This is a genomic window from Enterobacter cloacae complex sp. S2 (genome assembly GCF_015159675.1).
Classification (GTDB): Bacteria; Pseudomonadota; Gammaproteobacteria; order Enterobacterales; family Enterobacteriaceae; genus Enterobacter; species Enterobacter intestinihominis.
This window is the reverse complement of sequence record NZ_JADDTS010000037.1, coordinates 1-21892: the sequence shown is the minus strand read 5'-3', so window position 1 is coordinate 21892 and position 21892 is coordinate 1. Positions and strand designations below refer to the sequence as shown.

14 protein-coding genes and 1 pseudogene are annotated in these 21892 nt (G+C 58.7%); 12 read left to right on the top strand and 3 right to left on the bottom strand.

The genetic code is table 11. The annotated features are described in order from the left end of the window. The first annotated feature begins 159 nt into the window (after positions 1–159). Positions 160–1263, top strand: coding sequence for a RomA family MBL fold metallo-hydrolase (locus tag IPZ49_RS17105; protein ID WP_022647332.1), 1104 nt, complete (start codon positions 160–162; stop codon positions 1261–1263). A gap of 32 nt (positions 1264–1295) precedes the next feature. Next, the gene (locus IPZ49_RS17100) at positions 1296–1637 is read left to right on the top strand and encodes a RamA family antibiotic efflux transcriptional regulator (RefSeq protein ID WP_017694370.1); all 342 of its coding nucleotides are present in this window, start codon (positions 1296–1298) and stop codon (positions 1635–1637) included. A 106-nt stretch (positions 1638–1743) separates the two neighbouring features. Here IPZ49_RS17100 and IPZ49_RS17095 read toward each other — a convergent pair whose 3' ends face one another. Further along, complete coding sequence (locus IPZ49_RS17095) at positions 1744–3888, bottom strand: TonB-dependent siderophore receptor (protein WP_063146560.1); 2145 nt, start codon at positions 3886–3888, stop codon at positions 1744–1746. Positions 3889–4011: 123 nt separating this feature from the next. Here IPZ49_RS17095 and IPZ49_RS17090 point away from each other — a divergent pair, with 123 nt between their 5' ends. Beyond that, complete coding sequence (locus IPZ49_RS17090) at positions 4012–5580, top strand: alpha/beta hydrolase-fold protein (protein WP_063146559.1); 1569 nt, start codon at positions 4012–4014, stop codon at positions 5578–5580. Here IPZ49_RS17090 and IPZ49_RS17085 read toward each other — a convergent pair. Further along, on the bottom strand, positions 5566–5814 hold the full coding sequence (locus IPZ49_RS17085; protein WP_003858875.1) for a DUF1158 domain-containing protein: 249 nt from the start codon (positions 5812–5814) through the stop codon (positions 5566–5568). The two genes, IPZ49_RS17090 and IPZ49_RS17085, sit on opposite strands and share 15 nt — an antisense overlap. 488 nt (positions 5815–6302) lie before the next feature. Here IPZ49_RS17085 and IPZ49_RS17080 point away from each other — a divergent pair, with 488 nt between their 5' ends. From IPZ49_RS17080 to IPZ49_RS17070, 3 genes are all read left to right on the top strand, one after another. After that, positions 6303–9011 carry a cation-transporting P-type ATPase gene (locus IPZ49_RS17080; RefSeq protein ID WP_063146558.1) on the top strand — a complete coding sequence of 903 codons (2709 nt, stop codon included), beginning with the start codon at positions 6303–6305 and terminating at the stop codon, positions 9009–9011. Between the two features lie 99 nt (positions 9012–9110). Beyond that, positions 9111–10175: an efflux RND transporter periplasmic adaptor subunit gene (locus tag IPZ49_RS17075; RefSeq protein WP_063146557.1), complete on the top strand. Its 1065-nt coding sequence runs from the start codon at positions 9111–9113 to the stop codon at positions 10173–10175. A 9-nt stretch (positions 10176–10184) separates the two neighbouring features. Then, entirely contained in the window at positions 10185–13340 is a 3156-nt protein-coding gene (locus IPZ49_RS17070; RefSeq protein WP_063146556.1) for an efflux RND transporter permease subunit, read from the top strand. Here IPZ49_RS17070 and IPZ49_RS17065 read toward each other — a convergent pair. Beyond that, complete coding sequence (locus IPZ49_RS17065) at positions 13270–14391, bottom strand: YbdK family carboxylate-amine ligase (protein ID WP_022647338.1); 1122 nt, start codon at positions 14389–14391, stop codon at positions 13270–13272. The two genes, IPZ49_RS17070 and IPZ49_RS17065, sit on opposite strands and share 71 nt — an antisense overlap. Positions 14392–14496: 105 nt before the next feature. Here IPZ49_RS17065 and IPZ49_RS17060 point away from each other — a divergent pair, with 105 nt between their 5' ends. From IPZ49_RS17060 to IPZ49_RS17040, 6 genes and pseudogenes are all read left to right on the top strand, one after another. After that, positions 14497–15387, top strand: coding sequence for an oxidoreductase (locus tag IPZ49_RS17060; protein WP_063146555.1), 891 nt, complete (start codon positions 14497–14499; stop codon positions 15385–15387). Between the two features lie 117 nt (positions 15388–15504). Beyond that, positions 15505–15942: a DcrB-related protein gene (locus IPZ49_RS17055; protein WP_063146554.1), complete on the top strand. Its 438-nt coding sequence runs from the start codon at positions 15505–15507 to the stop codon at positions 15940–15942. 17 nt (positions 15943–15959) lie between these two features. Then, positions 15960–20177, top strand: coding sequence for an RHS repeat-associated core domain-containing protein (locus IPZ49_RS17050; RefSeq protein ID WP_227754107.1), 4218 nt, complete (start codon positions 15960–15962; stop codon positions 20175–20177). Next, positions 20171–20716, top strand: a complete 546-nt coding sequence (locus IPZ49_RS17045; RefSeq protein WP_063150387.1) for an SMI1/KNR4 family protein — start codon at positions 20171–20173, stop codon at positions 20714–20716. Before IPZ49_RS17050 ends, IPZ49_RS17045 begins: the two co-directional genes overlap by 7 nt. Before the next feature lie 167 nt (positions 20717–20883). Further along, positions 20884–21128 (top strand): annotated as a pseudogene (locus IPZ49_RS23215) (tyrosine-type recombinase/integrase); the annotation flags it as partial. Further along, a partial coding sequence (locus IPZ49_RS17040) for a P-loop NTPase fold protein (protein WP_227754106.1) occupies positions 21115–21892 on the top strand: 778 nt, incomplete at its 3' end. The pseudogene IPZ49_RS23215 and the gene IPZ49_RS17040, both read left to right, overlap by 14 nt.

Here is a 21892-nt window from a genome sequence, read left to right as displayed (position 1 = left end):
GATTGAAACACGTGCTTTGCCACGCTGCAACGCGGAATGTCAAAGATCGAAAACCTTCTTGACGGCGTAATCATCCTATCTATAATGAGTGCTTACTCACTCATAATCAAGTTCAACCCGCGCAAACTATCGGACAGGGCGCGTTGGCGGGTCAGGATAATGAAAAAGCCTCTATTCATCTGCGTGGTGTTAGTCATGATTATTGCTTCAGCTGCCAGTTTACCGTTTGTACTGAATGCCGGATTTGGCCAGCCACCGCAGGGTGCGCAGCTCTCTGAAGTGGAGGCCTCTCCGCACTATCGCGACGGGCAATTCCATAACACGCTCCCTACGCCGGGCTTTACCGGGCAACAAAATATGCTGGTGGCGTGGTGGCAGTTTCTTACCCGTAAAACCGAAAACGCCCGTCCTGCGCAGCCGCTGCCGCTGGTGAAAACCGATCTGGCGAGCCTGTCGCCTGAACAGGACACGCTGGTGTGGCTCGGCCACTCCTCCTGGTATATGCAGCTGGCGGGGCAACGAATCCTGATCGATCCGGTTCTGAGTAACTACGCCGCACCGTTCTCCTTCCTCAATAAAGCCTTTGCGGGGGAGTACCCGTGGCGTGCGGAGAGCATGCCGGAGATCGACCTGCTGATTATCTCCCACGATCACTATGATCATCTGGATTACGCCACCATCAAGGCGCTGCTGCCGAAGGTTAAGCGCGTGGTCACCCCGCTGGGCGTGGGTTCGCATCTGCGCTACTGGGGGATGAACCCTGAGATTATCGACGAGCGGGACTGGAACCAGTCGGTACGTATCAGCGATGCGCTGACGGTTCACGTGTTGCCGGCGCGCCATTTTTCCGGGCGCGGCATTAAGCGTAACCAGACCCTGTGGGGCAGCTTTATGTTTGTCTCTCCGGAGCAGAAGGTCTACTACAGCGGAGACTCCGGTTATGGCCCGCACTTCAAAGCGATTGGCGAGCAGTTTGGCGGAGTTGACTTAGCCATTATGGAAAACGGCCAGTACGACCAGGACTGGAAGTACATCCATATGCATCCGGCGGAAACGGCGCAGGCCTCGGCAGATCTCAATGCCAGAGCGGTCGTACCGGGACATAACGGGCGTTTTGTGCTGGCGAAACATACCTGGAACGATCCACTGATCCAGCTGGCGAAAGCCAGCAAGGATAAAAACTACCGGCTGCTGACACCGGAGCTGGGCGAGCCCGTGCGGGTGAGTGATACCACGCAACAATTTCGCGAGTGGTGGGAATAATGTTTAAGCGAGAAGCAGAGGGGGAGAGCAGTATGACGATTTCCGCTCAGGTCATTGATACGATTGTCGAATGGATTGATGACAACCTACACCAGCCGTTACGCATCGAAGAGATTGCCCGCCATGCGGGTTACTCAAAATGGCATTTACAGCGGCTGTTTATGCAGTACAAAGGCGAAAGTCTGGGGCGCTACATCCGCGAACGCAAGCTGCTGATGGCGGCGCGCGATCTGCGTGAGTCAGACGAGCGCGTGTACGATATCTGCCTGCGCTACGGGTTTGACTCGCAGCAGACGTTTACCCGCATCTTTACCCGCACCTTCAACCAGCCGCCCGGGGCGTACCGCAAAGAGAACCATAGCCAGACACATTAACATGTCGCGTGTAGGCCGGGTAAGGCGTAGCCGCCACCCGGCTTTTTTGTGGGCTCGGTGCCCGTAATTGCCCGGTGGCGCTGCGCTTACCGGGCCTACAAATCCCTTACCACCGATAATTCACCGTCGCCGTCACCGTCCGGCCAATCCCGTAGAAGCACGCCGTATCGCTTGCGCATGACGCCACATACTTCGTGTCCGCCACGTTATTGACGTTGAACTGCACGCTTGCCCCTTTCAGGCTGCGGTTCATCTCGCCCAGATCGTAGCGCAGCATCGCGTCATACAGATCCACCGATGGCACCTTAAAGGTGTTCTTCGCATCGCCGTAGCTGGTGCCGATGTAGCGCATCCCCACGCCAGCGGTCAGGCTCTTCAGCACGCCGCCCGGAACGGTATAGCTGGCGAACGCCGATGCCATATGCGCTGGAATGCGCGCAGGCGTTTTGCCTTCTGTTCCCGCCACCGTGGTGCTTTCGGTTTTTGCATCGGTATAAGTGTAGGAGCCAATCAGGTTGATGTTATCCATCAGCGTGGCGTGGATTTCCGCTTCAGCGCCTTTCGAACGCACCTTGCCCGCATTTTCGAACCAGCCTTCAGCGCTGTTATAGGTCGCTACGTTGTCCTGAGTTAAATCGTACAGCGCGAGAGTCATCAGCGTGGTGTCGACCGGCTGATATTTCAGGCCAATCTCGGTCTGCTCCCCGGTAGTAGGCCTGAATGGCGCGACGCCCGGCGCACGGTTGGTTTGCAGGTTCGGCTCAAACGACGTGCTGTAGCTGATGTACGGCGAGAGACCAAAATCGAACGCGTACAGCAGGCCAGTGCGCCAGGTAAATTTGCTGTCGTTCTGCTGCGTAAAGCTATTATCGGTGAAGTCGTTGGTACGCACTTCGCTCCAGTCGTAGCGCCCGGAAACCAGCCACTCCCAGTTGTTCCAGCTCATCTGATCCTGAAGATACAGCCCCATCTGGTCGAGATTTTGCTGCTCGTCGGAGGCCGTTTTGAAGGTGCTTTCATCCACGTTCACGCCGTAAACCGGGGTTGTCCAGTCGAGGTCATACTGTGAGCCGCTCCCGCGCGCCAGCAGCTGTTTATCCTTGCTTGTCTTGTAATCAAACCCGCCGAGCAGGGTATGGCTGACGCTCCCGGTCTCCAGCAGATATTCCAGCTGGTTATCGAGGCCAAATTCATTGGTCGTGCGATCTTCACGCTGGGCGCGACGGGTCAACACCGTGCTGTTGGCCGCGCTGTTGGCGTAAACCAGATAACGGTATTTCTGCTTGATGGTGGCGTAACGGGCGTTCTGGCGGAAGGTGAGGTTGTCGGCGAACTGGTGTTCCAGCTCGTAGCCAATCATCGTCTGCTCGCGCCAGGACTGATTGTAATTCGGATCGCTGACGTTAAAGTCGCGTGGGATGTACTTCCCGTCGACGCTTTTCACCGTGCCATACGCGGGCAGGAAGTTGCGGTATCCGGCATCCGGATCTTTCTGGTAGCTGGTCAGCAGCGTAAAGCGGGTCTGATCGTTCGGGTACCAGGTGATCGCCGGGGCGATCGCCATCCGCGTCTCTTTATAATCGTCCACCTGATTATGCTGCGTACGGGCGATACCGTTCACGCGATACAGTACGCGGCCGTCGTCGCTCAGCCTGCCGCCGAAATCAAACGCACCTTCGGCGAGATCGTTATTGCCGGTGCGGAACTGCACGTTGTGAATGGCCTCCGCCGTCGGGCGCTTGCTGGTCATGCTGATTAACCCGCCAGGATTCACCTGACCAAACAGGACCGACGCCGGGCCGCGCACCAGCTCCACGCGCTCCAGCAGCCACGGGTCAACTGTGCCCGTCTGTGATGAGGCCGTTGCGCCAAAGCTTAAGCCGTCGAGGAATTTTGGCACGTAGCTAAAGCCGCGCACAAACACCTCGTCGTTACGGTTAGACGAGCCCCGGTATTCGGTAAACACGCCCGCCGAGTAGCGCAGCGCCTGCGAAACGGATGTGACGTCCTGCATGTTCATTTGATCGCGGGTGATCACCGATACCGACTGCGGCGTCTTCACAATCTCCGCGCTGGTCTTGGTGGCGGAGAGCGTTTTCGTCGCCACAATGCCTTTTACGGGCGCAGTGGGCTCTTCACTCACGCCCTGCGTCACCGTAATCGTTTCTTCTTTCGTTTCTGCCTGAGCCGCGACGCTGGTCGTCGCCAGACTCATCAGCCAGAGATACATTATCTTATTATTTTTAAACATTTTTATTGAACGTCCTTGGTTGCTATCGCCATAAAAACACCGGTAAATCGCCGTTGATGATATTGCAAATTATTACCATTTGCATTAGCGTTGTTAACAAATTTCGTTGGGGAACAAGCGGTAATGAAGAGGGTATGGAGTGGGTTGCTGTTGGGGATCGGCGCGCTGCCCGCCGTGGCGGCAACGTGCGAGCAGTCGTCCCGGCAGGGCGATGTTCAGGGAAAGTTTGATGCCAACGGCGAAGTCTGCTTCTCCCTGCCTGAACTGGGTGAAAATTACGTTTCCGCCACGCTGAATGGCGTGACGGATGCGCGCCTGCTGGATGGGCAAAACCGCCGCATCCGCACGCTGATCGAAAATGGTCCTGCGGACGGGGAACACACGCTGCTGTTTGCCCTGCCGGTGAAACAGAACACCTCGCTGGTGCTACACGGCGAAGCCGGTAAGCCGTGGCGTTTTCAGTGGCGGATGAAAGAGACCTCTCCATTACCACGCGTGCAGATGCTGGCGCCAGTAAGCCCGACGCTAAAGGCGCTGGCAAACGTCATTTCTGCCGGTGGAAGTACCGAGGCGTTCTGGCAGGCGCAGCGTCGACAGGGAACGCCAATGGTGGAACCGGTAGATGCGAACCATAAGCGCGTGACCTTTCTGTGGCGCGGCGCGCGGGATAACGTCTTCATTCTCGGCTCTCCGGCGGGGGATCACGATCCGCTGTTCCGCCTGGGCAACAGCGACGTCTGGTTCCGTAGCTACGTGGTCCCCGCTGATACGGTGATGCAATATAAGCTCGCCCCCGATGTGCCGATCGTTGAAGGCTCTGCCCGCGATCAACGCCGTGCCATCCTGGTGAGCGCACAGGCCGATCCGCTTAACCCGAACACCTTTGGGGAACAGAAGGCGGATCGATGGAACCGTTACTCGCTGCTCGATCTCAGCCCGGCGCGCTACTGCTCCGTTCAGGCCACGGCAAAGCCGCTGGTGCACGGGACGTTGAGCCGTCAGAGTTTTTCCAGCCACATCCTCGGCAACGCCCGCGACGTGATGATCTACAAACCGCGCGGCGCACAGCCCGCACGCTGGACGTTAATTCTGTTCGACGGGCAGATTTATCAGGACGAATACCATTTTGCCAACGTGCTGGACGGTCTGATTGCCCGGCATCACCTGCCACCGATTAACGTGGTGTTTATCGACAGCCTCGATCACGCCCGTCGCGGCAACGAGCTGCCGCCGAACCCGGAATTTGCTGACTTTATGGCGCACGAGCTGCTGCCGTGGCTGCGCGGGCAGGGCATCGCGATGCAGCGGCAGAAAACGGTGCTGGCGGGGTCGAGCTACGGGGGAATTGCCTCGTCATGGGTGGCGCTGCGCTATCCGCGCCTGTTTGGCAACGTGCTGAGCCTTTCCGGCTCCTACTGGTGGGCGCCGAAAGGTGACGCCCCCGGCTGGCTGACGCGTCAGTACCAGCAGTCGCCGCCGTATCCGGTGCGCTTCTGGTTACAGGCCGGAAAGTTTGAAACCACGGGGCCGGGCGGCGGCATTTATCGCACCACGCAGGATTTTGAACAGGTGCTGAAGGAAAAAGGCTATCGCGTCAGCTTCCATCCCTCATCCAGCGGCCACGACTACGCGGCCTGGTGTGAAGCGCTGATCCACGGGATGCGCGATCTTACTGGCTTACGACGCCAGTGAAAACCAGCGGCGCCAGATGAAACGCAGGATAAAGAATTCGATGGCGCCGAGCACCAAAAACCACAGACAGAACAGAATGGTGTACAGCTGATTCAGATCGACCATATGAAAGGTCTGAACCAGTTTCTGCGCCAGCACCAGACCCAGCGACGGCGCAGGTAACAGCAGACAGGAGAGCAGGGCCATCAGCAAAATGCCCCCTGCGGTGAGCAGCGATTCTAACGGGTGTTTCATCGTAATGTTAATCGTGAGTTAAAAATGTCATTGTCCGGCATCCTGAAACGTAAAGCAATATCATCCCCACTGGCAAAATTGAGTGAAAGGCCACCGTTATTCTGCGAGTTAATAACGGAAAATAGATAATATTTCCGGGGCGATTAAATTAATATCGCGTAATGTAAATAAACGTCTTTTTCACGAAAATAATTTTACAAAGCTATAGGTGCTATATCCAATTAACGTCGCAATAACAATGGCTGCGACAATGTATAACGCCAGGCGCCGCCCGCGATAAATACCAAACATGCTTCCTCCTCGTTTAGTGTTGGTTTAGAAATATTTTGTAAAAATCAACGCGTCGAAATAATTTTAATCAGTTTTGAATAACCGGGTAGTCAATATATTGCGGTAGATCAATTTAACCCGCAAGACTTAAAAATGAATTATTTAAAGCCAGAAAGGAATTCCGGCTTCCGTCCACCGGATATTGAAGGAAAAATACCATGACCAAAAAAAATTTCTCGCAGAATATGCCACCCGCAGGCGGGCAGGCGTACCAGCAGACCGTAGAGCAGGTGCTTGCTCAGGCGAAGAGCCAGGCGAATGGCCTGGACCGCACCGAGGCGCAGGCACGTTTGCAGAAGCATGGCCCGAACGCGCTGCCGGAGAAAAAAGGCAAGCCGGGCTGGCTGCGTTTTCTCGCGCATTTTAACGATGTCCTGATTTACGTCCTGCTGGCGGCCGCCGTATTAACGGCTGTAATGGGACACTGGGTTGATACGCTGGTTATCCTGGGCGTGGCGGTAATCAATGCCTTAATTGGCCACATTCAGGAAAGTAACGCAGAAAAATCCCTGAAGAGTATTCGCAATATGCTCTCCAGCGAGGCGCGCGTTATTCGTAATAGTAACCATGAAACCATCCCGACGACGGAAATCGTCCCGGGCGATATTATTGTGTTGCGCGCAGGAGATCGTATTCCGGCGGATATGCGCTTAATTGAAGCGCATAATTTACGCGTGGAAGAGGCAATTCTGACCGGCGAATCCACCGTGGTGGATAAACACATTAATCCGCTGAGCGGTGAACTGCCGCTGGGCGACCGCACCAATATGGTCTTCTCCGGGACGACCGTAAGCGCGGGCGGTGGCGTTGGCCTGGTCACCGCGACCGGTAAGGATACGGAGCTCGGCCACATCAACCAGATGATGGCGGGCATTGAAAAGCACCGCACCCCGCTGCTGGTGCAGATGGACAAGCTGGGCAAAGCGATTTTCGCCATCATTCTGGCGATGATGGCCGCGCTGTTTGTCTTCAGCCTGGTGTTCCGCGAGATCCCGATGGGCGAGCTGCTGCTCTCCCTGATTAGCCTGGCGGTAGCCTCCGTACCGGAAGGTCTGCCGGCGATTATCTCCATCATCCTCTCTCTGGGCGTACAGGCGATGGCGCGTAAGCGGGCGATTATCCGCAAGCTGCCGACGGTTGAAACCCTGGGCGCGATGACCGTGGTCTGCTCGGATAAAACCGGCACCCTGACCATGAACGAGATGACGGTGAAAGCCATCATTACCGCCGATACGTGCTATCGCGTGGACGGCAACAGCTACGAGCCGGTGGGCAACCTCTACCTCGAAGGCAGCGACGAGCCGGTGCAGATCCAGCCGGGCACCGTGCTGGAGCAGTACCTGCGCACCATCGACCTGTGTAACGACAGCCAGCTGATTCAGGACGAGCGCGGCCTGTGGGGCATCACCGGCGGCCCGACCGAGGGCGCGCTGAAGGTGCTGGCGGCAAAAGCCCACCTCGCACCGGTCGAGACCACCCTGGTCAACAAGATCCCGTTCGACTCGCAGTACAAGTACATGAGCACCCACTACCAGATTGGCGGTGAGGAGCAGATTTTGATCACCGGCGCGCCGGACGTGATTTTCGCCCTGTGTGAGCAGCAGCAGACCCGCAACGGTGCGCAAGCCTTTGACCGCGCGTACTGGGAAACGGAGATGGAGCGCTATGCGCGTCAGGGGCTGCGCATGGTCGCCGCGGCGTTCAGGCCAGCGAACGGTGAGCAGGCACTGACTCACGACGACCTGAGCCACGGCCTGATCTTCCTCGGCATTGCCGGGATGATGGATCCGCCGCGTCCGGAAGCGATTGAGGCAATTAACGCCTGCCAGCAGGCGGGGATCCGCGTGAAGATGATCACCGGGGATCACCCGCAGACGGCGATGAGCATAGGCCAGATGCTGGGGATCACTAACAGCGAGCAGGCGGTCACCGGCTATGAGCTGGAGAAGATGGACGACGCCGAGCTGGCCGAAGCGGCGGTGAAGTATGACATCTTCGCCCGTACCAGCCCGGAGCATAAGCTGCGCCTGGTGAAAGCGTTACAGGACAAAGGCGAAATCGTCGGTATGACCGGTGACGGCGTGAACGATGCGCCAGCGCTGCGTCAGGCGGATGTGGGTATTGCGATGGGCATCAAAGGCACGGAAGTCACCAAAGAGGCGGCGGACATGGTCCTGACGGACGATAACTTCGCCACCATCGCCAGCGCGGTGAAAGAGGGGCGTCGCGTTTACGACAACCTGAAGAAGACCATTCTGTTCATCATGCCGACCAACCTGGCGCAGAGGCTACTGATTGTGATTGCGCTGCTGGCGGGGAACATCATTCCGCTGACGCCGGTGCTGATCCTGTGGATGAACATGGCGACCTCCGCCACGCTCTCCTTCGGCCTGGCCTTCGAGGCCGCCGAGCGCAACATAATGCGCCGCCCGCCGCGCCAGACCGGGCAGCACGTGATGGACGCCTACGCCGTATGGCGCGTGGCTTTCGTCGGCACCATGATTGCCATCGCCGCCTTTGCGCTGGAAGCCTGGCTGGCCCCGCGCGGGCACAGCGCGGAGTTCATCCGCACCGTGCTGCTCCAGATGCTAGTCTGCGCCCAGTGGGTGTACATGATTAACTGCCGCAACACCGAAGGGTTCTCCCTGAACCGCGGCCTGCTGGCGAACAAAGGGATCTGGCTGGTAACGGGCGTACTGTTCCTGCTCCAGGCGGCGATCATCTACCTGCCGTTTATGCAGATGCTGTTCGGCACCGAAGCGCTGCCGCTGCGCTACTGGTTCGTGACGCTGGCGGTGGCGGGGGTGATGTTCTTCGTCGTCGAAATCGAGAAGCGACTGACCCGCAGGTTCCGTAAGGCTGCATAACTAAAACCTTACCCCTCACCCTGCCCTCTCCCCAAAGGGGAGAGGGTGTTCAAGTTCCCTCTCCCCTTTGGGGAGAGGGGAAAATACTGAGGTACTCCCATGAAACTCCCACTTCTGTTCGCGCTCCTCGCCGCTACCCTGCCGCCCGCATTCGCCGCAGTCATTCCCGTGCGTGTCGCCACCGTGGAGCAAACCGCCCACGCCGCCGAACGTCAGATCCCGGGTCGCATCGAAGCGATTCACACCGTTGAACTGCGCGCGCGTACGGAAGGCGTGATTACCAAAATCCACTTCCGCGACGGCCAGTACGTGAAAAAAGGTGACGTGCTGTTCGAGCTGGACGACGCCGAGCCGCGCGCCGCCCTGCGCCTGGCGCAGGCCGAAGTGAAAAGCGCCGAAGCCACGCTGCGTCAGGCGCAGCAGCAGCTTTCCCGCTTTGAAAGCCTGGGAAGCAGCAACGCCATCAGCCGCCACGACGTGGACAACGCCCGCATGCAGCGCGACGTTGCCAGCGCCGCGCTGGAGCAGGCGAAAGCCCGTCTCGACACCCGCAGCGTCACCCTCAACTACACGCGCATTACCTCACCGATTGACGGACGCGTGGGGCACAGCAACTTTCACGTCGGCAGCCTGGTGGATCCTGCCAGCGGTGTGCTGGTGGAGGTGGTCCAGCTCGATCCGATCCGCATCGCCTTTGCGCTGGAAGAGGGCGCGTTTGCCACCAAAGCCGGACAGCATGCGGATATCAGCGCCATGAAGCAGGCCTGGCAGGCGCTGATTGACAGCAACGGCCAGCGCGTCAGCGGGGAACTCACCTCCGTAGACAACCGCATCGACCCGCGTACCGCCAGCGTGATGCTGCGCGCCGAGTTCGCCAACCCGCGCCATCAGCTGCTGCCCGGCGGCAATGTGAACGTCTACCTGCGTCCGGCAAGCGAGCAGCCTGTCCTGACCCTGCCCGCCGCTGCCGTACAGCAGAATGGCGACGGGTTCTTCGCCTGGGTGGTTAACGCCGAGGATAAAGCCGAAATGCGTCCGCTTAAGGTCGCCGGGCAGATGGGCCAGCAGTTCCAGATTGCCTCCGGCGTTAAGCCCGGTGAGCGAGCAATTACTGACGGTGCGCAGCGCGTGCAGCCAGGCGCTGCCGTTCAGATACTGAATTAAGGAGCCATCATGCTGACGTTTTTCATCAAACGCCCGCGCTTTGCGATGGTGATTGCGCTGGTCATCACCCTGCTGGGGGCCATCGCGCTGAGGATTATTCCGGTGGAGCAGTACCCGCAGATCACACCGCCGGTCGTGAATGTGTCAGCGTCATGGCCGGGCGCCAGCTCGGCTGACGTGGCGGAGGCCATCGCCACGCCGCTGGAGACGCAGCTGAACGGGGTGGATCATATGCTCTATATGGAGTCCACCAGTTCGGACGAAGGCACGTATAGCCTGAACATCACCTTTGCGGCGGGCACCGATCCGGATCTCGCCGCCATCGACGTGCAGAACCGCGTGGCGCAGGCTGTGGCGCAGCTGCCGATCGAGGCACAGCAAAACGGCGTGCAGGTGCGCAAGCGCGCCACCAACCTGATGATGGGGGTAAGCCTTTACTCACCAAATAACACCCACACGCCGCTGTTCGTCAGCAACTACGCCAGCACCCAGGTGCGCGAGGCGCTGTCGCGTCTGCCGGGCGTCGGGCAGGTACAGATGTTTGGCGCGCGCGACTACAGCATGCGCATCTGGCTGCGTCCGGACCGCATGAATGCCCTGAACGTGACCAGCGATGACGTGGCGCAGGCGCTGCGCGAGCAGAACGTGCAGGGGGCGGCAGGCCAGGTCGGCACGCCGCCGGTGTTTAACGGCCAGCAGCAGACCCTGACCATCAACGGGCTGGGGCGTTTAAACCAGGCCGAAGACTTTGCCAACATCATTATTCGCGCCGGTGAAATGGGCCAGCTGGTGCGCCTGAATGACGTCGCCACCATCGAACTCGGCTCGCGCAGCTACAGCTCCGGCGCGCAGCTGAACGGGCACGACTCCGCCTACCTCGGCATCTACCCGACGCCGTCCGCCAACGCCCTGCGCGTGGCCGACGCGGTGCGCGCGGAGCTGGAACGCCTCTCAACGCGCTTCCCGGACGACCTGGTCTATGAGGTGAAATTCGACACCACCTCCTTTGTTGCCGCCACCATTAAGGAGATCGGCGTCTCGCTGGCGCTCACCATGCTGGCGGTTGTGGTGGTCGTTTCCCTGTTTCTGCAAAGCTGGCGCGCAACGCTGATTGTCGCGCTCGCCATTCCGGTGTCGCTGGTGGGCACCTTTGCGGTGCTCTATACGCTCGGCTACTCCGCGAACACGCTCAGTCTGTTCGCCATCATTCTGGCGCTGACCATGGTGGTGGATGACGCCATCGTGGTAGTGGAGAGTGTCGAAACGCTGATGGCGGAAGGGCAGAGCCGCACGGCGGCGACCGCGCTGGCGCTGCGTCAGATTGCCGGGCCGGTGATTGCCACCACGCTGGTGCTGCTGGCGGTGTTTGTACCGGTGGCGCTCCTGCCGGGGATCGTGGGCGAGCTGTACCGCCAGTTCGCGGTGACGCTCTCGACCGCCGTCACGCTCTCAAGCCTCGTGGCGCTGACCCTGACGCCCGCGCTCTGCGCGATGCTGCTGCGCCCGCGTCCGGCACAGCCCGCCGCCGTTTTCCGTGGGTTCAACCGCGGGCTGGACGCCACGCGCACGCTTTACACGCGGATCGTGAGCGTGTTCAACCTCCGTCCGTGGCTGGCGCTGCTGGCCACCGCAGGCGCGGCGGCGGTGGTGGTATTCAGCTTTATGTCGATGCCAAAGGGCTTCCTGCCTCAGGAGGATCAGGGCTACTTCTTCGCCAGCGTCCAGCTGCCGGAGGCAGCCTCGCTGGAGCGCACCGAAGCGGTGATGACCACCGCGCGCGAGCTGATCGCTAAAAACCCGGCGGTGGAAGACGTGATTCAGGTCTCCGGGTTTAACATCCTCAACGGCACCAGCGCATCGAACGGCGGGTTTATCTCCATCATGCTCAAAGACTGGAGCGAGCGTCCGCCGCTGGATGAGGTGATGGGCACCCTTCAGCGCCAGCTGCTGGCCCTGCCGGAAGCCACCATCATGACCTTTGCACCGCCGACGCTGCCGGGGCTGGGCAACGCCTCCGGCTTCGATCTGCGCATTCAGGCTCAGGCGGGGCAGAGCCCGGCGGAGCTGGAGCGCGTAACTCGCGAGGTGCTGGCGAAAGCCAACCAGCACCCGCAGCTGAGCCGCGTGTTCACCACCTGGAGCAGCAACGTGCCGCAGATGACGCTCACCGTTGACCGTGAGCGCGCGGCCCGCCTCGACGTGCCGGTGTCGCGCATCTTCAGCAGCCTGCAAACCGCCTTTGGCGGCACGCGCGCCGGGGATTTCAGCGTCAACAACCGCGTCTACCACGTGGTGATGCAGAACGAGATGCAGTGGCGCGAGCGCGCAGAGCAAATCAGCGAGCTGTTCGTGCGCAGCAACAGCGGCGAGCGGGTGCGTCTGAGCAACCTCGTCACCATCACGCCGACCGTCGGCGCGCCATTTATTCAGCAGTACAACCAGTTCCCGTCGGTATCGGTGAGCGGCTCGGCAGCGGAAGGGGTGAGCAGCAGCACCGCAATGGCGGCGATGGGCGAGATTCTGGCGGAAAACCTGCCAGCCGGGTACGACTACGCCTGGAGCGGCATGTCGTATCAGGAGCAGCAGACCGGGAATCAGGCGATATGGATTGTGCTGGCGGCGGTGGTGATGGCGTGGCTGTTCCTCGTCGCCCAGTATGAGAGCTGGACGCTGCCGGCGAGCGTGATGCTCTCGGTGCTGTTCGCCATCGGCGGAGCGCTGGTCTGGCTGTGGCTGGCAGGCTATGCCAACGACGTGTACGTGCAGATTGGTCTGGTGCTATTGATAGCCCTCGCCGCCAAGAACGCGATCCTGATCGTGGAGTTTGCCCGCGCCCGGCGTATGGACGGAATGGCGATTGTCGATGCCGCGCGGGAAGGGGCATCGCGCCGCTTCCGCGCGGTAATGATGACCGCCGTGTCGTTCATCATAGGCGTCCTGCCGATGATGCTGGCGACCGGGGCGGGTGCCCAGAGCCGCCGTATCATTGGCACCACGGTGTTCAGCGGCATGCTGGTAGCCACCGTGGTGGGGATAGTGTTCATCCCGGCGCTGTTCGTGCTGTTCCAGCGCCTTCGCGAATGGGGGCACGGCCTTACGGACTCGTCGCCCACAGCTCACAGTGCTTCTGCACCAGAGAAATCAGCGAGCCGCCATCGGCGATAAAGTCCCGCATGCGCTGCGCCTCGCTCTTGCCCTGCTTTAACAGCAGGGCAATTTCCTTGATGGCGCTCGTCGCGCCGAGTTTCTCGGCCGACGGTGCAACCTGCTCCAGCAGCCAGGCGATATCCTCCGCCACGGTTTTGTGTTCGCCGGTATGCACGTCCGTCAGAATGCCTTCCAGCCCGTAGCGACAGGCCTGAAAACGGTTAAAGCGGTACAGCAGAAAATCCCGTTCCTGATGCTTATAGGGCCGCGCAGTCAGCAGCCAGTGCGACGTCGCCTGAATAAGCCCGGCGATGTTAATGGCGTGACCGAGCGTCAGCGGCGTATCCATCACCCGCACCTCCACGGTGCCAAAGTGCGGGCTGGGGCGGATGTCCCAGTGCAGATCCTTAATGCTGTCGATCATGCTGGTGGAACTCAGGCGGCGGAACAGCCCCTCGAACTCCTGCCAGCTGTTGACCCACGGCATCTGGCCGTTATCCGGGAATCCGGAAAATATGTTGAGCCGCGACGAGGAAAACTTGGTGTCCGTGCCCTGCATATAAGGCGACGACGCGGCGAGGGCGATAAAGTGCGGCACGAAGCGCGACAGACCGTGCAGCAGGTAAATCGCGTCGTCCCCGTTTCGGCATCCCACGTGCACGTGCTGGCCGAACACCGTCGCCTGCAAAATCAGATAGCCAAAGCGCTCCAGCGTGACGTTATAGCGCTCGTCGTCACACACCTCCTGCCGCTGCCACTTCTGAAACGGGTGCGTTCCGCCGCCGCAGATCTGGATGTGCTGCTCCGACGCCGCCCGCAGGATGCTCTGCTGCATCACGGAGAACTGGGCCGCCGCCTGGTCGATGGTCTGGCATACGCCGGTGGCGATTTCGAGCATGCTTTCGGTGATGTCGTGTTTGACTTCGCCCCCTTTGATGTCGTCTTTGACGGCGGCGATGAGGGCAGAGGAGTCCTGGCTCAGATCGTAACCCGGCGGGTTAACCACCTGGAGTTCGAGCTCAATGCCGAGGGTATAAGGTTCAGAGGACTTGAAATCGGGTAAGGGCATGGCGCACTCCGTTGTCTGTTATGTGTTGAGTATAGACAATGGGCGTGGCGCGCTCTTTTCAGGGTGGTATAACTGATAGCAGGCTTAGCAAAAGGGGAGTGACCCATGTCTGACTATCCAACCATTGCGCTGATTGGTCCCGGTGCGATTGGCACCACCATTGCCGCGGTGCTGCATGACGCGGGCCGTACGCCGCTGCTGTGCGGTCGCACCGCGCATCCGGTATTACGCCTGCGTCACGATGAGGATGAAACTGTGGTGCCCGGTCCGGTACTTACCGATCCCACCGTCATTACCCGCCCCGTAGACCTCGTTTTTGTGGCGGTAAAAACGACGCAAAATGCCGACAGCGCCGGGTGGCTGCGCGCCCTGTGCGATGAAAACACCGTGGTCTGCGCGCTGCAAAACGGCGTGGAGCAGAAAGCCCAGCTTTCGCCTTTGGTCAACGGCGCAACGGTGCTGCCGTCGGTGGTCTGGTTCCCGGCGCAGCGCGAGCCGGACGCCTCCGTCTGGCTGCGGGCAAAACCGCGTCTGACACTACCGGATGTGCCGCAGGCGCAGCGGGTGGTCGAGGCGCTTCGCGGGACGCGCTGTGATGTTGAGCTCTCGACAGATTTCGCCACCGTCGCCTGGCGCAAGCTGCTGCAAAACGCGGTCGCCGGGCTGATGGTGCTGGCCAACCGCCGCGCCGGGATGTTCAGACGCGAGGATATCAGCGAGCTGGCCCTGGCCTACCTGCGCGAGGGGCTTGCCGTCGCCCGCGCCGAAGGGGCGAAGCTGGACGATGCGGTGGCCCAGGAGATTCTGGCGAACTTCCAGCGCGCGCCCGAGGATTTAGGCACGTCAATCCTTGCCGACCGTCAGGCCGAACGCCCGATGGAGTGGGATATTCGTAACGGCGTGATCCAGCGCTATGGCCGCAAGCATGGTATTGCGGTGCCCATCAGCGACGTGGTGGTACCGCTGCTGGCGGCGGGGAGCGAGGGGCCGGGCTAACGGCCGCTGTTTTTCCGTTCGGCGAGCGTGACGGTGGAGCAATAATCTGGGGATAGTCAGCCTTAAACACATATGCGAAACTTACCGCTTCTGAAAAAATGTGGTGGGACCCGCTCAATGTCAGAACCATCTTCGCAGTGCCTGTTTAATGAAGGAATGATTGCTTTTCCTGAGGGCTATCAGGACCGTACCGTCAATGTCTTCGCGCCGCCTGCAGCGGATGCGCCCGCGTTCAACATTTCCCGCGATGCCCTCAACCCCGGCGAAGCGCTTGCCGCGTATATCGATCGCCAGCTCGCCCTGATGGCAAAGCACATCAAGGGCTGGAAGCAGGGTGAGCGCAGCGCCGCTACGCTGGGCGACAGCCTTTTACAGGGTGAAACCGTCCATGCCAGCTACCTGCGCGACGGGAAACGCATCTGGCAGCAGCAGGCCGTGTTTAACGTCGACGGCGATAAAATCCTGGTATTCACTATGACCTGCACCCGCGCGCCGGGCGATGCCGACGTCGCGCTGTTTGGCGATCTTCTCAGGAGCTTCCGCTTCCACCATTAACTTCAGGGACCGTTGTTATGTTTGAAGCAGCACGCGTTGGTGATGATATCGGCCACTCCGGTGCGCTGGCCGGGATGATTGCCGGAACGATTGTCGGTGGCCTGATTGCCGCCGCCGGGGGCATTCTGGCGGGGGCCATGTTTATTGCCGGTCTCGGCGCATCCTGTCTTGGCGTGGGCGTCCTGCTCGTCGGCGCCAGCCTGGCCGTGGGATATTACACCGGGGAGCTGGCGACTGCCGCCAGGGACAGCATCGCCGACGCCGGGGCATCCAGCATGACGAAGAAAGGCGTCATCACCTCCGGCTCGCCCAACGTGTTTATCAACGGTAAACCCGCCGCGCTTGCCACCGATAGCACCGTCGACTGTTCTGACGACGGCTCGCAGCAGATGGCCGAAGGCTCTAAGCGAGTCTCCATTAACAGCCAGCCTGCGTCACGCATCGGGGATCGCACCACCTGCGACGCGAAGGTGATGACCGGTTCGGACAACGTCATTATCGGCGGCGACCCGCAGCAAACCCTGCCCATTCAGTCTGAAGTGCCCGAGTGGCTCTACAAGGTCTCCGATCTTACCCTGCTGTTCGCCGGGCTTCTCGGCGGGTGGGGCGGTGCCGCTGGCAAAGTCGGAGCGCTCTCTAAGCTGCTGGGCAAAATCCCCGGCATCAACAAGCTGGCCCGTATCGCCTGTCGCGCCGGCACGCTGATGACCGGCGTGGCGGCCGCGGGGATCATCGCCCGCCCGGTGGATATCGTCAGCGGACAGAAGTTTCTCAGCGGGGATGATGAGCTGGACTTCGTCCTGCCTTCCCGTCTTCCGGTGCGCTGGCAGCGCTACTGGCGCAGCGGCAATCCCGGCGACAGCGTGTTGGGCCGCGGATGGAGCCTGTTCTGGGAAAGCCGCCTGGAGCCTTATCAGGACGGCCTGGTGTGGCGCGCACCGTCCGGCGATTACGTCGCCTTCCCGAAGGTCCCGAAAGGGATGCGCTCCTACTGCGAAAGCGAAAAAAATTGGCTTGAACATCACCAGGACGACAGCTGGTCGGTGTATGACGTCAGCGGCGAGCGCTGGCACTATGCGCCGCTTAAGGATGATGCCCCCTCGCTGCTCCAGCGCCTCTCCGAACCGTGCGGCAACGAGATCCTCTTCGAGTGGAATGCGGATAATACCCTGCATGCCCTGACCGACTGTGCGGGCCAGCGCGTGGTCTGCCGCTACGACCGCGACAGGCTCGTTGGCGCCTGGCTGGATGACGAGATCTGCCTGGTCAGTTACGCTTATGATGAACAGCGCCAGCTGGTCTCCGTGACCGGCCGGGGCGGTAGCGTGCGCCGACGCTTCAGCTGGCAGGACGGGCTGATGAGCGCTCATGAGGACGCCAACGGCCTGCTGAGCGAATACCGCTGGCGGGAGATTGACGGCCTGCCGCGCGTGGTCGGCTTCCGCCATAGCGGCGGCGAACGGCTGACGTTCGAATACGATTTTGAGAACGGCACCCGCCGCGCGACCCGCGAAGACGGCGCGCAGGCGCACTGGCTGGTGGATGACGACGACAACGTCGCGCGCTTCACGGATTACGACGGTCGCCAGACGACGTTTGTCTACCGCGACGGCGAGCTCTGCCACGTCATTCTGCCGGGCGGGGCGATGCGCCGCAGCACGTGGGACAAATACGGCCGCATGACCAGCGAGACGGACCCGGCGGGCCGCCGCACGGAGTATCACTGGCATCGCCTGACCGACCGCATCACCCGCACGGTTTACCCGGACGGTACCTCATCGCAGGCCATGTTCGACCTTCGCGGTCGCCTGCTGTCGGAGACGGATCCGGCCGGTAGCACCACCGCGTATCGCTATCCCGATGATGAAGAATTCCTCCCGGAGAGCATCACCGACGCCATCGGCGGCGTGGTGCGCCTGGTCTGGAACCACCAGGGGCTGCTGACGCAGCGCACCGACTGCTCCGGCAGCGTCACCCGCTTCACCTACGACCGCTTCGGGCAGCTGATTGCCAGCGAAGATGCAGAAGGGAATATCACGCGGCGGGAGTGGAGCCGTGCCGGGCTGCTCAGCGCCGTGATCCATCCGGACGGTAGCCGCGAGTCGCTGGTGTGGAACGAACGCGGCCAGCTCACGGGCTGGCGCGACCCGCTGGAAAGCGAGGTGAGCTGGGCCTATAACGCGCTCGGCCTCCCGGTCAGCCTCACCGACCGTATTGGCCGCGTGCGCCAGTGGCGCTACGACCCGCGCGGTAACCTGCTGCGACTCGATAACGGCAACGGGGCGGAATACCGCTTCACCTATGACGCCGTGGGCCGCCCGCTCAGCGAAACGCGCCCGGACGAGACCGTGCGCCATATGGAATGGGACGCGCGAGGGTTCCTCTGCGCGCTCGAAGAAAACGGCCGGCCTGCCGCCGACGGCGGTATCGCCCGTCGCGTCCAGCAGTTCAGCTATGACGACAGCGGGCTGCTGATCGGGCGCACTCAGCGCCACGCGGAGTACCGCTACTTCCGCGACCTGAGCGGCCAGATTACCCGCATTCGCCGCACGCCGACGGCCGAAGGCGTTGCCCTGGGTATCGAAAGCGATGAGATCGCTTACCGCCACGACGCCGCCGGGCGCGTGCTGAGCGAGTCCGGCATTAACGGCGCGGTGGGCTACGAATGGGATGCCCTGAGCAACCTGACCGGCCTGACGCTGCCCGGCGGGCAAAAGCTGGCCTGGCTGCACTACGGCTCCGGCCACGTCAGCGCCATCCGCTTCGGGCAGCAGCTGGTGACCGAGTTCACCCGCGACCGCCTGCACCGTGAGGTACGCCGCACTCAGGGCGCGCGCGAGCAGCTCCGCCAGTATGATAGCCTCGGCAGACGCACCCTGCAGCGCAGCGAGCTAAGCACGGACGTGACCCTGCCGGAGCAGGCGCTACTGGAACGCCTGTATCGTTACACCGCACGCGGCGAGCTTTCCGGCGTCAGCGACACCCTGCGCGGTGAGGTGGATTACGGCTACGACGCCGAAGGGCGTCTGCTGAAGCACTACGAGGCCCGACAGGGACACAGCCGCGCGCAGTTCAGCTACGACGCCGCGGATAACCTCGCCGCCAGTGACGCTGCGGCACCGGTCACGGATAACCGCCTGCAGCACTGGCAGGCGCTGTTTATGAAATACGACCACTGGGGCAACCTGGTCAGCCGCCGCAACGGGCTGTATGAGCAGCATTACGCGTATGACGCCGAGAACCGTCTGGTGTCCGCCCGGGGAACCGGGCCGGAAGGACGGTTTGAGGCGCGCTATCACTACGACGCGCTGGGCCGCCGCACGCGCAAAATCGTCACCACGACGCACGGCACCACCAACACCCGCTTCCTGTGGCAGGGCTACCGCCTGTTGCAGGAGCAGCAGGCGAGCGGGCTGCGCAGCACCTATGTATACGACCCGAATGAATCCTGGAGCCCGCTGGCGCGTGTGGATCACCTTCGTGACCAGAGCAGCGGTGAGATTTACTGGTTCAATACCGATCTGAACGGTGCTCCGCTGGAGGTCACAGACGAGCGCGGCGCGGTGCGCTGGAGCGGCCAGTACGGCAGCTTTGGCGAGGTGCGCCATCAGAGCGAAGGGTTCTCACGGTTGGTGAATCGCACGGCGATGGCGCACCAGCCGCTTCGCTATGCCGGGCAGTACGCTGACGGTGAAACGGGGCTGCACTATAACCTGTTCCGCTACTACGACCCGCAGGTCGGGCGGTTTATTGTGCAGGATCCGATTGGGCTGAATGGCGGGTGGAACCTTTATCAGTATGCGCCGAATCCGTTGGGGTGGATTGATCCGTGGGGGTTAGCAGGTGTCAGGCTCCCAAGAAATAATGGCCATTGGGACGGTATACCAGGAGAAAGTAACTGGTATTCATATAATGACAAAGTTAATGCAGTTACATCGAACCAGCCTATACCTTTCAGTGAAGGAAGGCCTGATTTTTCTGCGTGGTCAAAAGGTACACTTACTTTCGAAGATGGTGTGCTGAATGGGACGGATAAAGATTTTTCAAAAGTATATAGTGCCATTGCAGAGAAAAAAGGCATTACACAGAAAGCGGCTCAGAATTTGTTAAGGGAAAAAATGCTTACTCCACATCATCTGAGTGCGAATACTATAATTCTTGTCCCAAGAGATCTTCATGGCAATGTGCCACATATTGGCTCCGCATCAGATATGAGGAGGAAAGGAAAATGTTGAAAAAATTAGAGCGCTTTGGAGCGAAACCGACATCATTACCATTAGATGAACTGAAAAAAAATTTAAATACATTAGAAACATCAATAGGGCCTATTCCTGAAAGCTATCGTGCCTATTTACTTCATTTTGGCGTTTCTGTTCTTTTTGATGTAAATATTGTTTTCAAGGCGTTACAACCATCTCCGTGGTCTGATGAGCAAGGAAACGATACGCTTGAGTCTTTGTACGGCCTTGCAGAATCGGGTAAAGAATATACTGTCTTTGAAATGGCTGATACATACCGGAGTGATTTTCGCGATCAATGGTTACCGATAGGAGCCTCGTCTGGTGATAATCAAATCTGTCTTTGCCTCAAGGGAGGTATGTCGGGAGAGATCTGGTTTTGGGATCACGAGTCTGATCCAATATTCAATGATTCGGTAGTGACCTCCGGGCTGACGAAAATAGCAAACTCCTTCGACGAGTTTGTTGATATGCTTACTGCTCAGGATGATAAAATAGATGCATCAGGGGTAGTTAAAGTCGATCTTGATTTTTAATAAAAGTGTACTTGCGGTGAACCTGGCGAAGCCCATCTATTGCTGTAAGGTGGGTGTAGCTGGTGCAGCATATCACAGCATCAACAGCCGCTTCGCTATGCAAGAAATATATATTTTGCTTTTAAAGAGAAATAATGGAGATCTTTTCCATCATAAGTGATTCTGATTTCAGAACTGTACTAGGGAGAGCTAGGATTGAATTATCGGCTGGACAGTTAACTCACGTACTTAGGCACACCTTTGCTTCTCATTTTGAGATGAATGACGACAATATATGAATGTTGCAAAAAAACTCGGTCATACCAATATAAAAATGACGATGAGATACGCTTATTGTGCACCTAATAATCTTGAAGAAGCGTTAAAGTTAAAGCTATTAAATTATTATGGTGAAAAAGATGACAAAAAATGATGAACCCCTTAATGAACATTTGAGAACATACCTTGAGTATTATACTGGCTTAACAAATCCCAAGTATGCTGTGCTAGTTGATGGTGAGTGGGGGGTAGGTAAAACCCATCTTATCAATGAAATTTTCAAAGAAAAACCAAACGTTTATGTAAGTCTATTTGGATTAACAACAATACAAGAAGTACACTCAGCAGTTTTTGTTAAAATGTATCCCAATAGATCTCGGATTAGGAAATTCTTCAACTGGTTTGGAAACTCCAGTATGAAAGCTAATGACTTAACACTCGCATTAGGACCATTAGTCGGAAACATAGCAAATGCTCTTATAAAAGAAAAAGTTGATAACTCCAAATCAATCATTTTTGATGATTTGGAAAGGTGTAAAATAGATCAGGAAGATATATTTGGTGCAATAAATAAATACATCGAACACCATCAATGCAAAGTGATTGTAATTGCGCATGATAAAAAATTACAGGAAGGTTTGACAGATAAAAAAGAGAAAATCTTCGGGCTAATTCTAAAAGTCTCACCAGATATTCAGGACTCTTTTAATCAATTTATCAAAAGAAGCAAGGCACCAAAAGCTTTTGAAAGGGTTGTAGACATTATTTATAAATCTTTTATTGCTTCGCAATGTAAATCATTAAGAGTATTAGATTACGTAATTAATGATTGTGCAAGATTCCTACCTTGTATTCCTGAATTCTTATATAATGATAAAAGATTACTGTCAGAATTATTTATCTTATTTACAGCAATAG

Coding starts and splice junctions, on each gene's coding strand:
- IPZ49_RS17105 (WP_022647332.1), top strand. CDS start 160: ATGAAAAAGCCTCTATTCATCTGCGTGGTGTTAGTCATGATTATTGCT.
- IPZ49_RS17100 (WP_017694370.1), top strand. CDS start 1,296: ATGACGATTTCCGCTCAGGTCATTGATACGATTGTCGAATGGATTGAT.
- IPZ49_RS17095 (WP_063146560.1), bottom strand. CDS start 3,888: ATGTTTAAAAATAATAAGATAATGTATCTCTGGCTGATGAGTCTGGCG.
- IPZ49_RS17090 (WP_063146559.1), top strand. CDS start 4,012: ATGAAGAGGGTATGGAGTGGGTTGCTGTTGGGGATCGGCGCGCTGCCC.
- IPZ49_RS17085 (WP_003858875.1), bottom strand. CDS start 5,814: ATGAAACACCCGTTAGAATCGCTGCTCACCGCAGGGGGCATTTTGCTG.
- IPZ49_RS17080 (WP_063146558.1), top strand. CDS start 6,303: ATGACCAAAAAAAATTTCTCGCAGAATATGCCACCCGCAGGCGGGCAG.
- IPZ49_RS17075 (WP_063146557.1), top strand. CDS start 9,111: ATGAAACTCCCACTTCTGTTCGCGCTCCTCGCCGCTACCCTGCCGCCC.
- IPZ49_RS17070 (WP_063146556.1), top strand. CDS start 10,185: ATGCTGACGTTTTTCATCAAACGCCCGCGCTTTGCGATGGTGATTGCG.
- IPZ49_RS17065 (WP_022647338.1), bottom strand. CDS start 14,391: ATGCCCTTACCCGATTTCAAGTCCTCTGAACCTTATACCCTCGGCATT.
- IPZ49_RS17060 (WP_063146555.1), top strand. CDS start 14,497: ATGTCTGACTATCCAACCATTGCGCTGATTGGTCCCGGTGCGATTGGC.
- IPZ49_RS17055 (WP_063146554.1), top strand. CDS start 15,505: ATGTCAGAACCATCTTCGCAGTGCCTGTTTAATGAAGGAATGATTGCT.
- IPZ49_RS17050 (WP_227754107.1), top strand. CDS start 15,960: ATGTTTGAAGCAGCACGCGTTGGTGATGATATCGGCCACTCCGGTGCG.
- IPZ49_RS17045 (WP_063150387.1), top strand. CDS start 20,171: ATGTTGAAAAAATTAGAGCGCTTTGGAGCGAAACCGACATCATTACCA.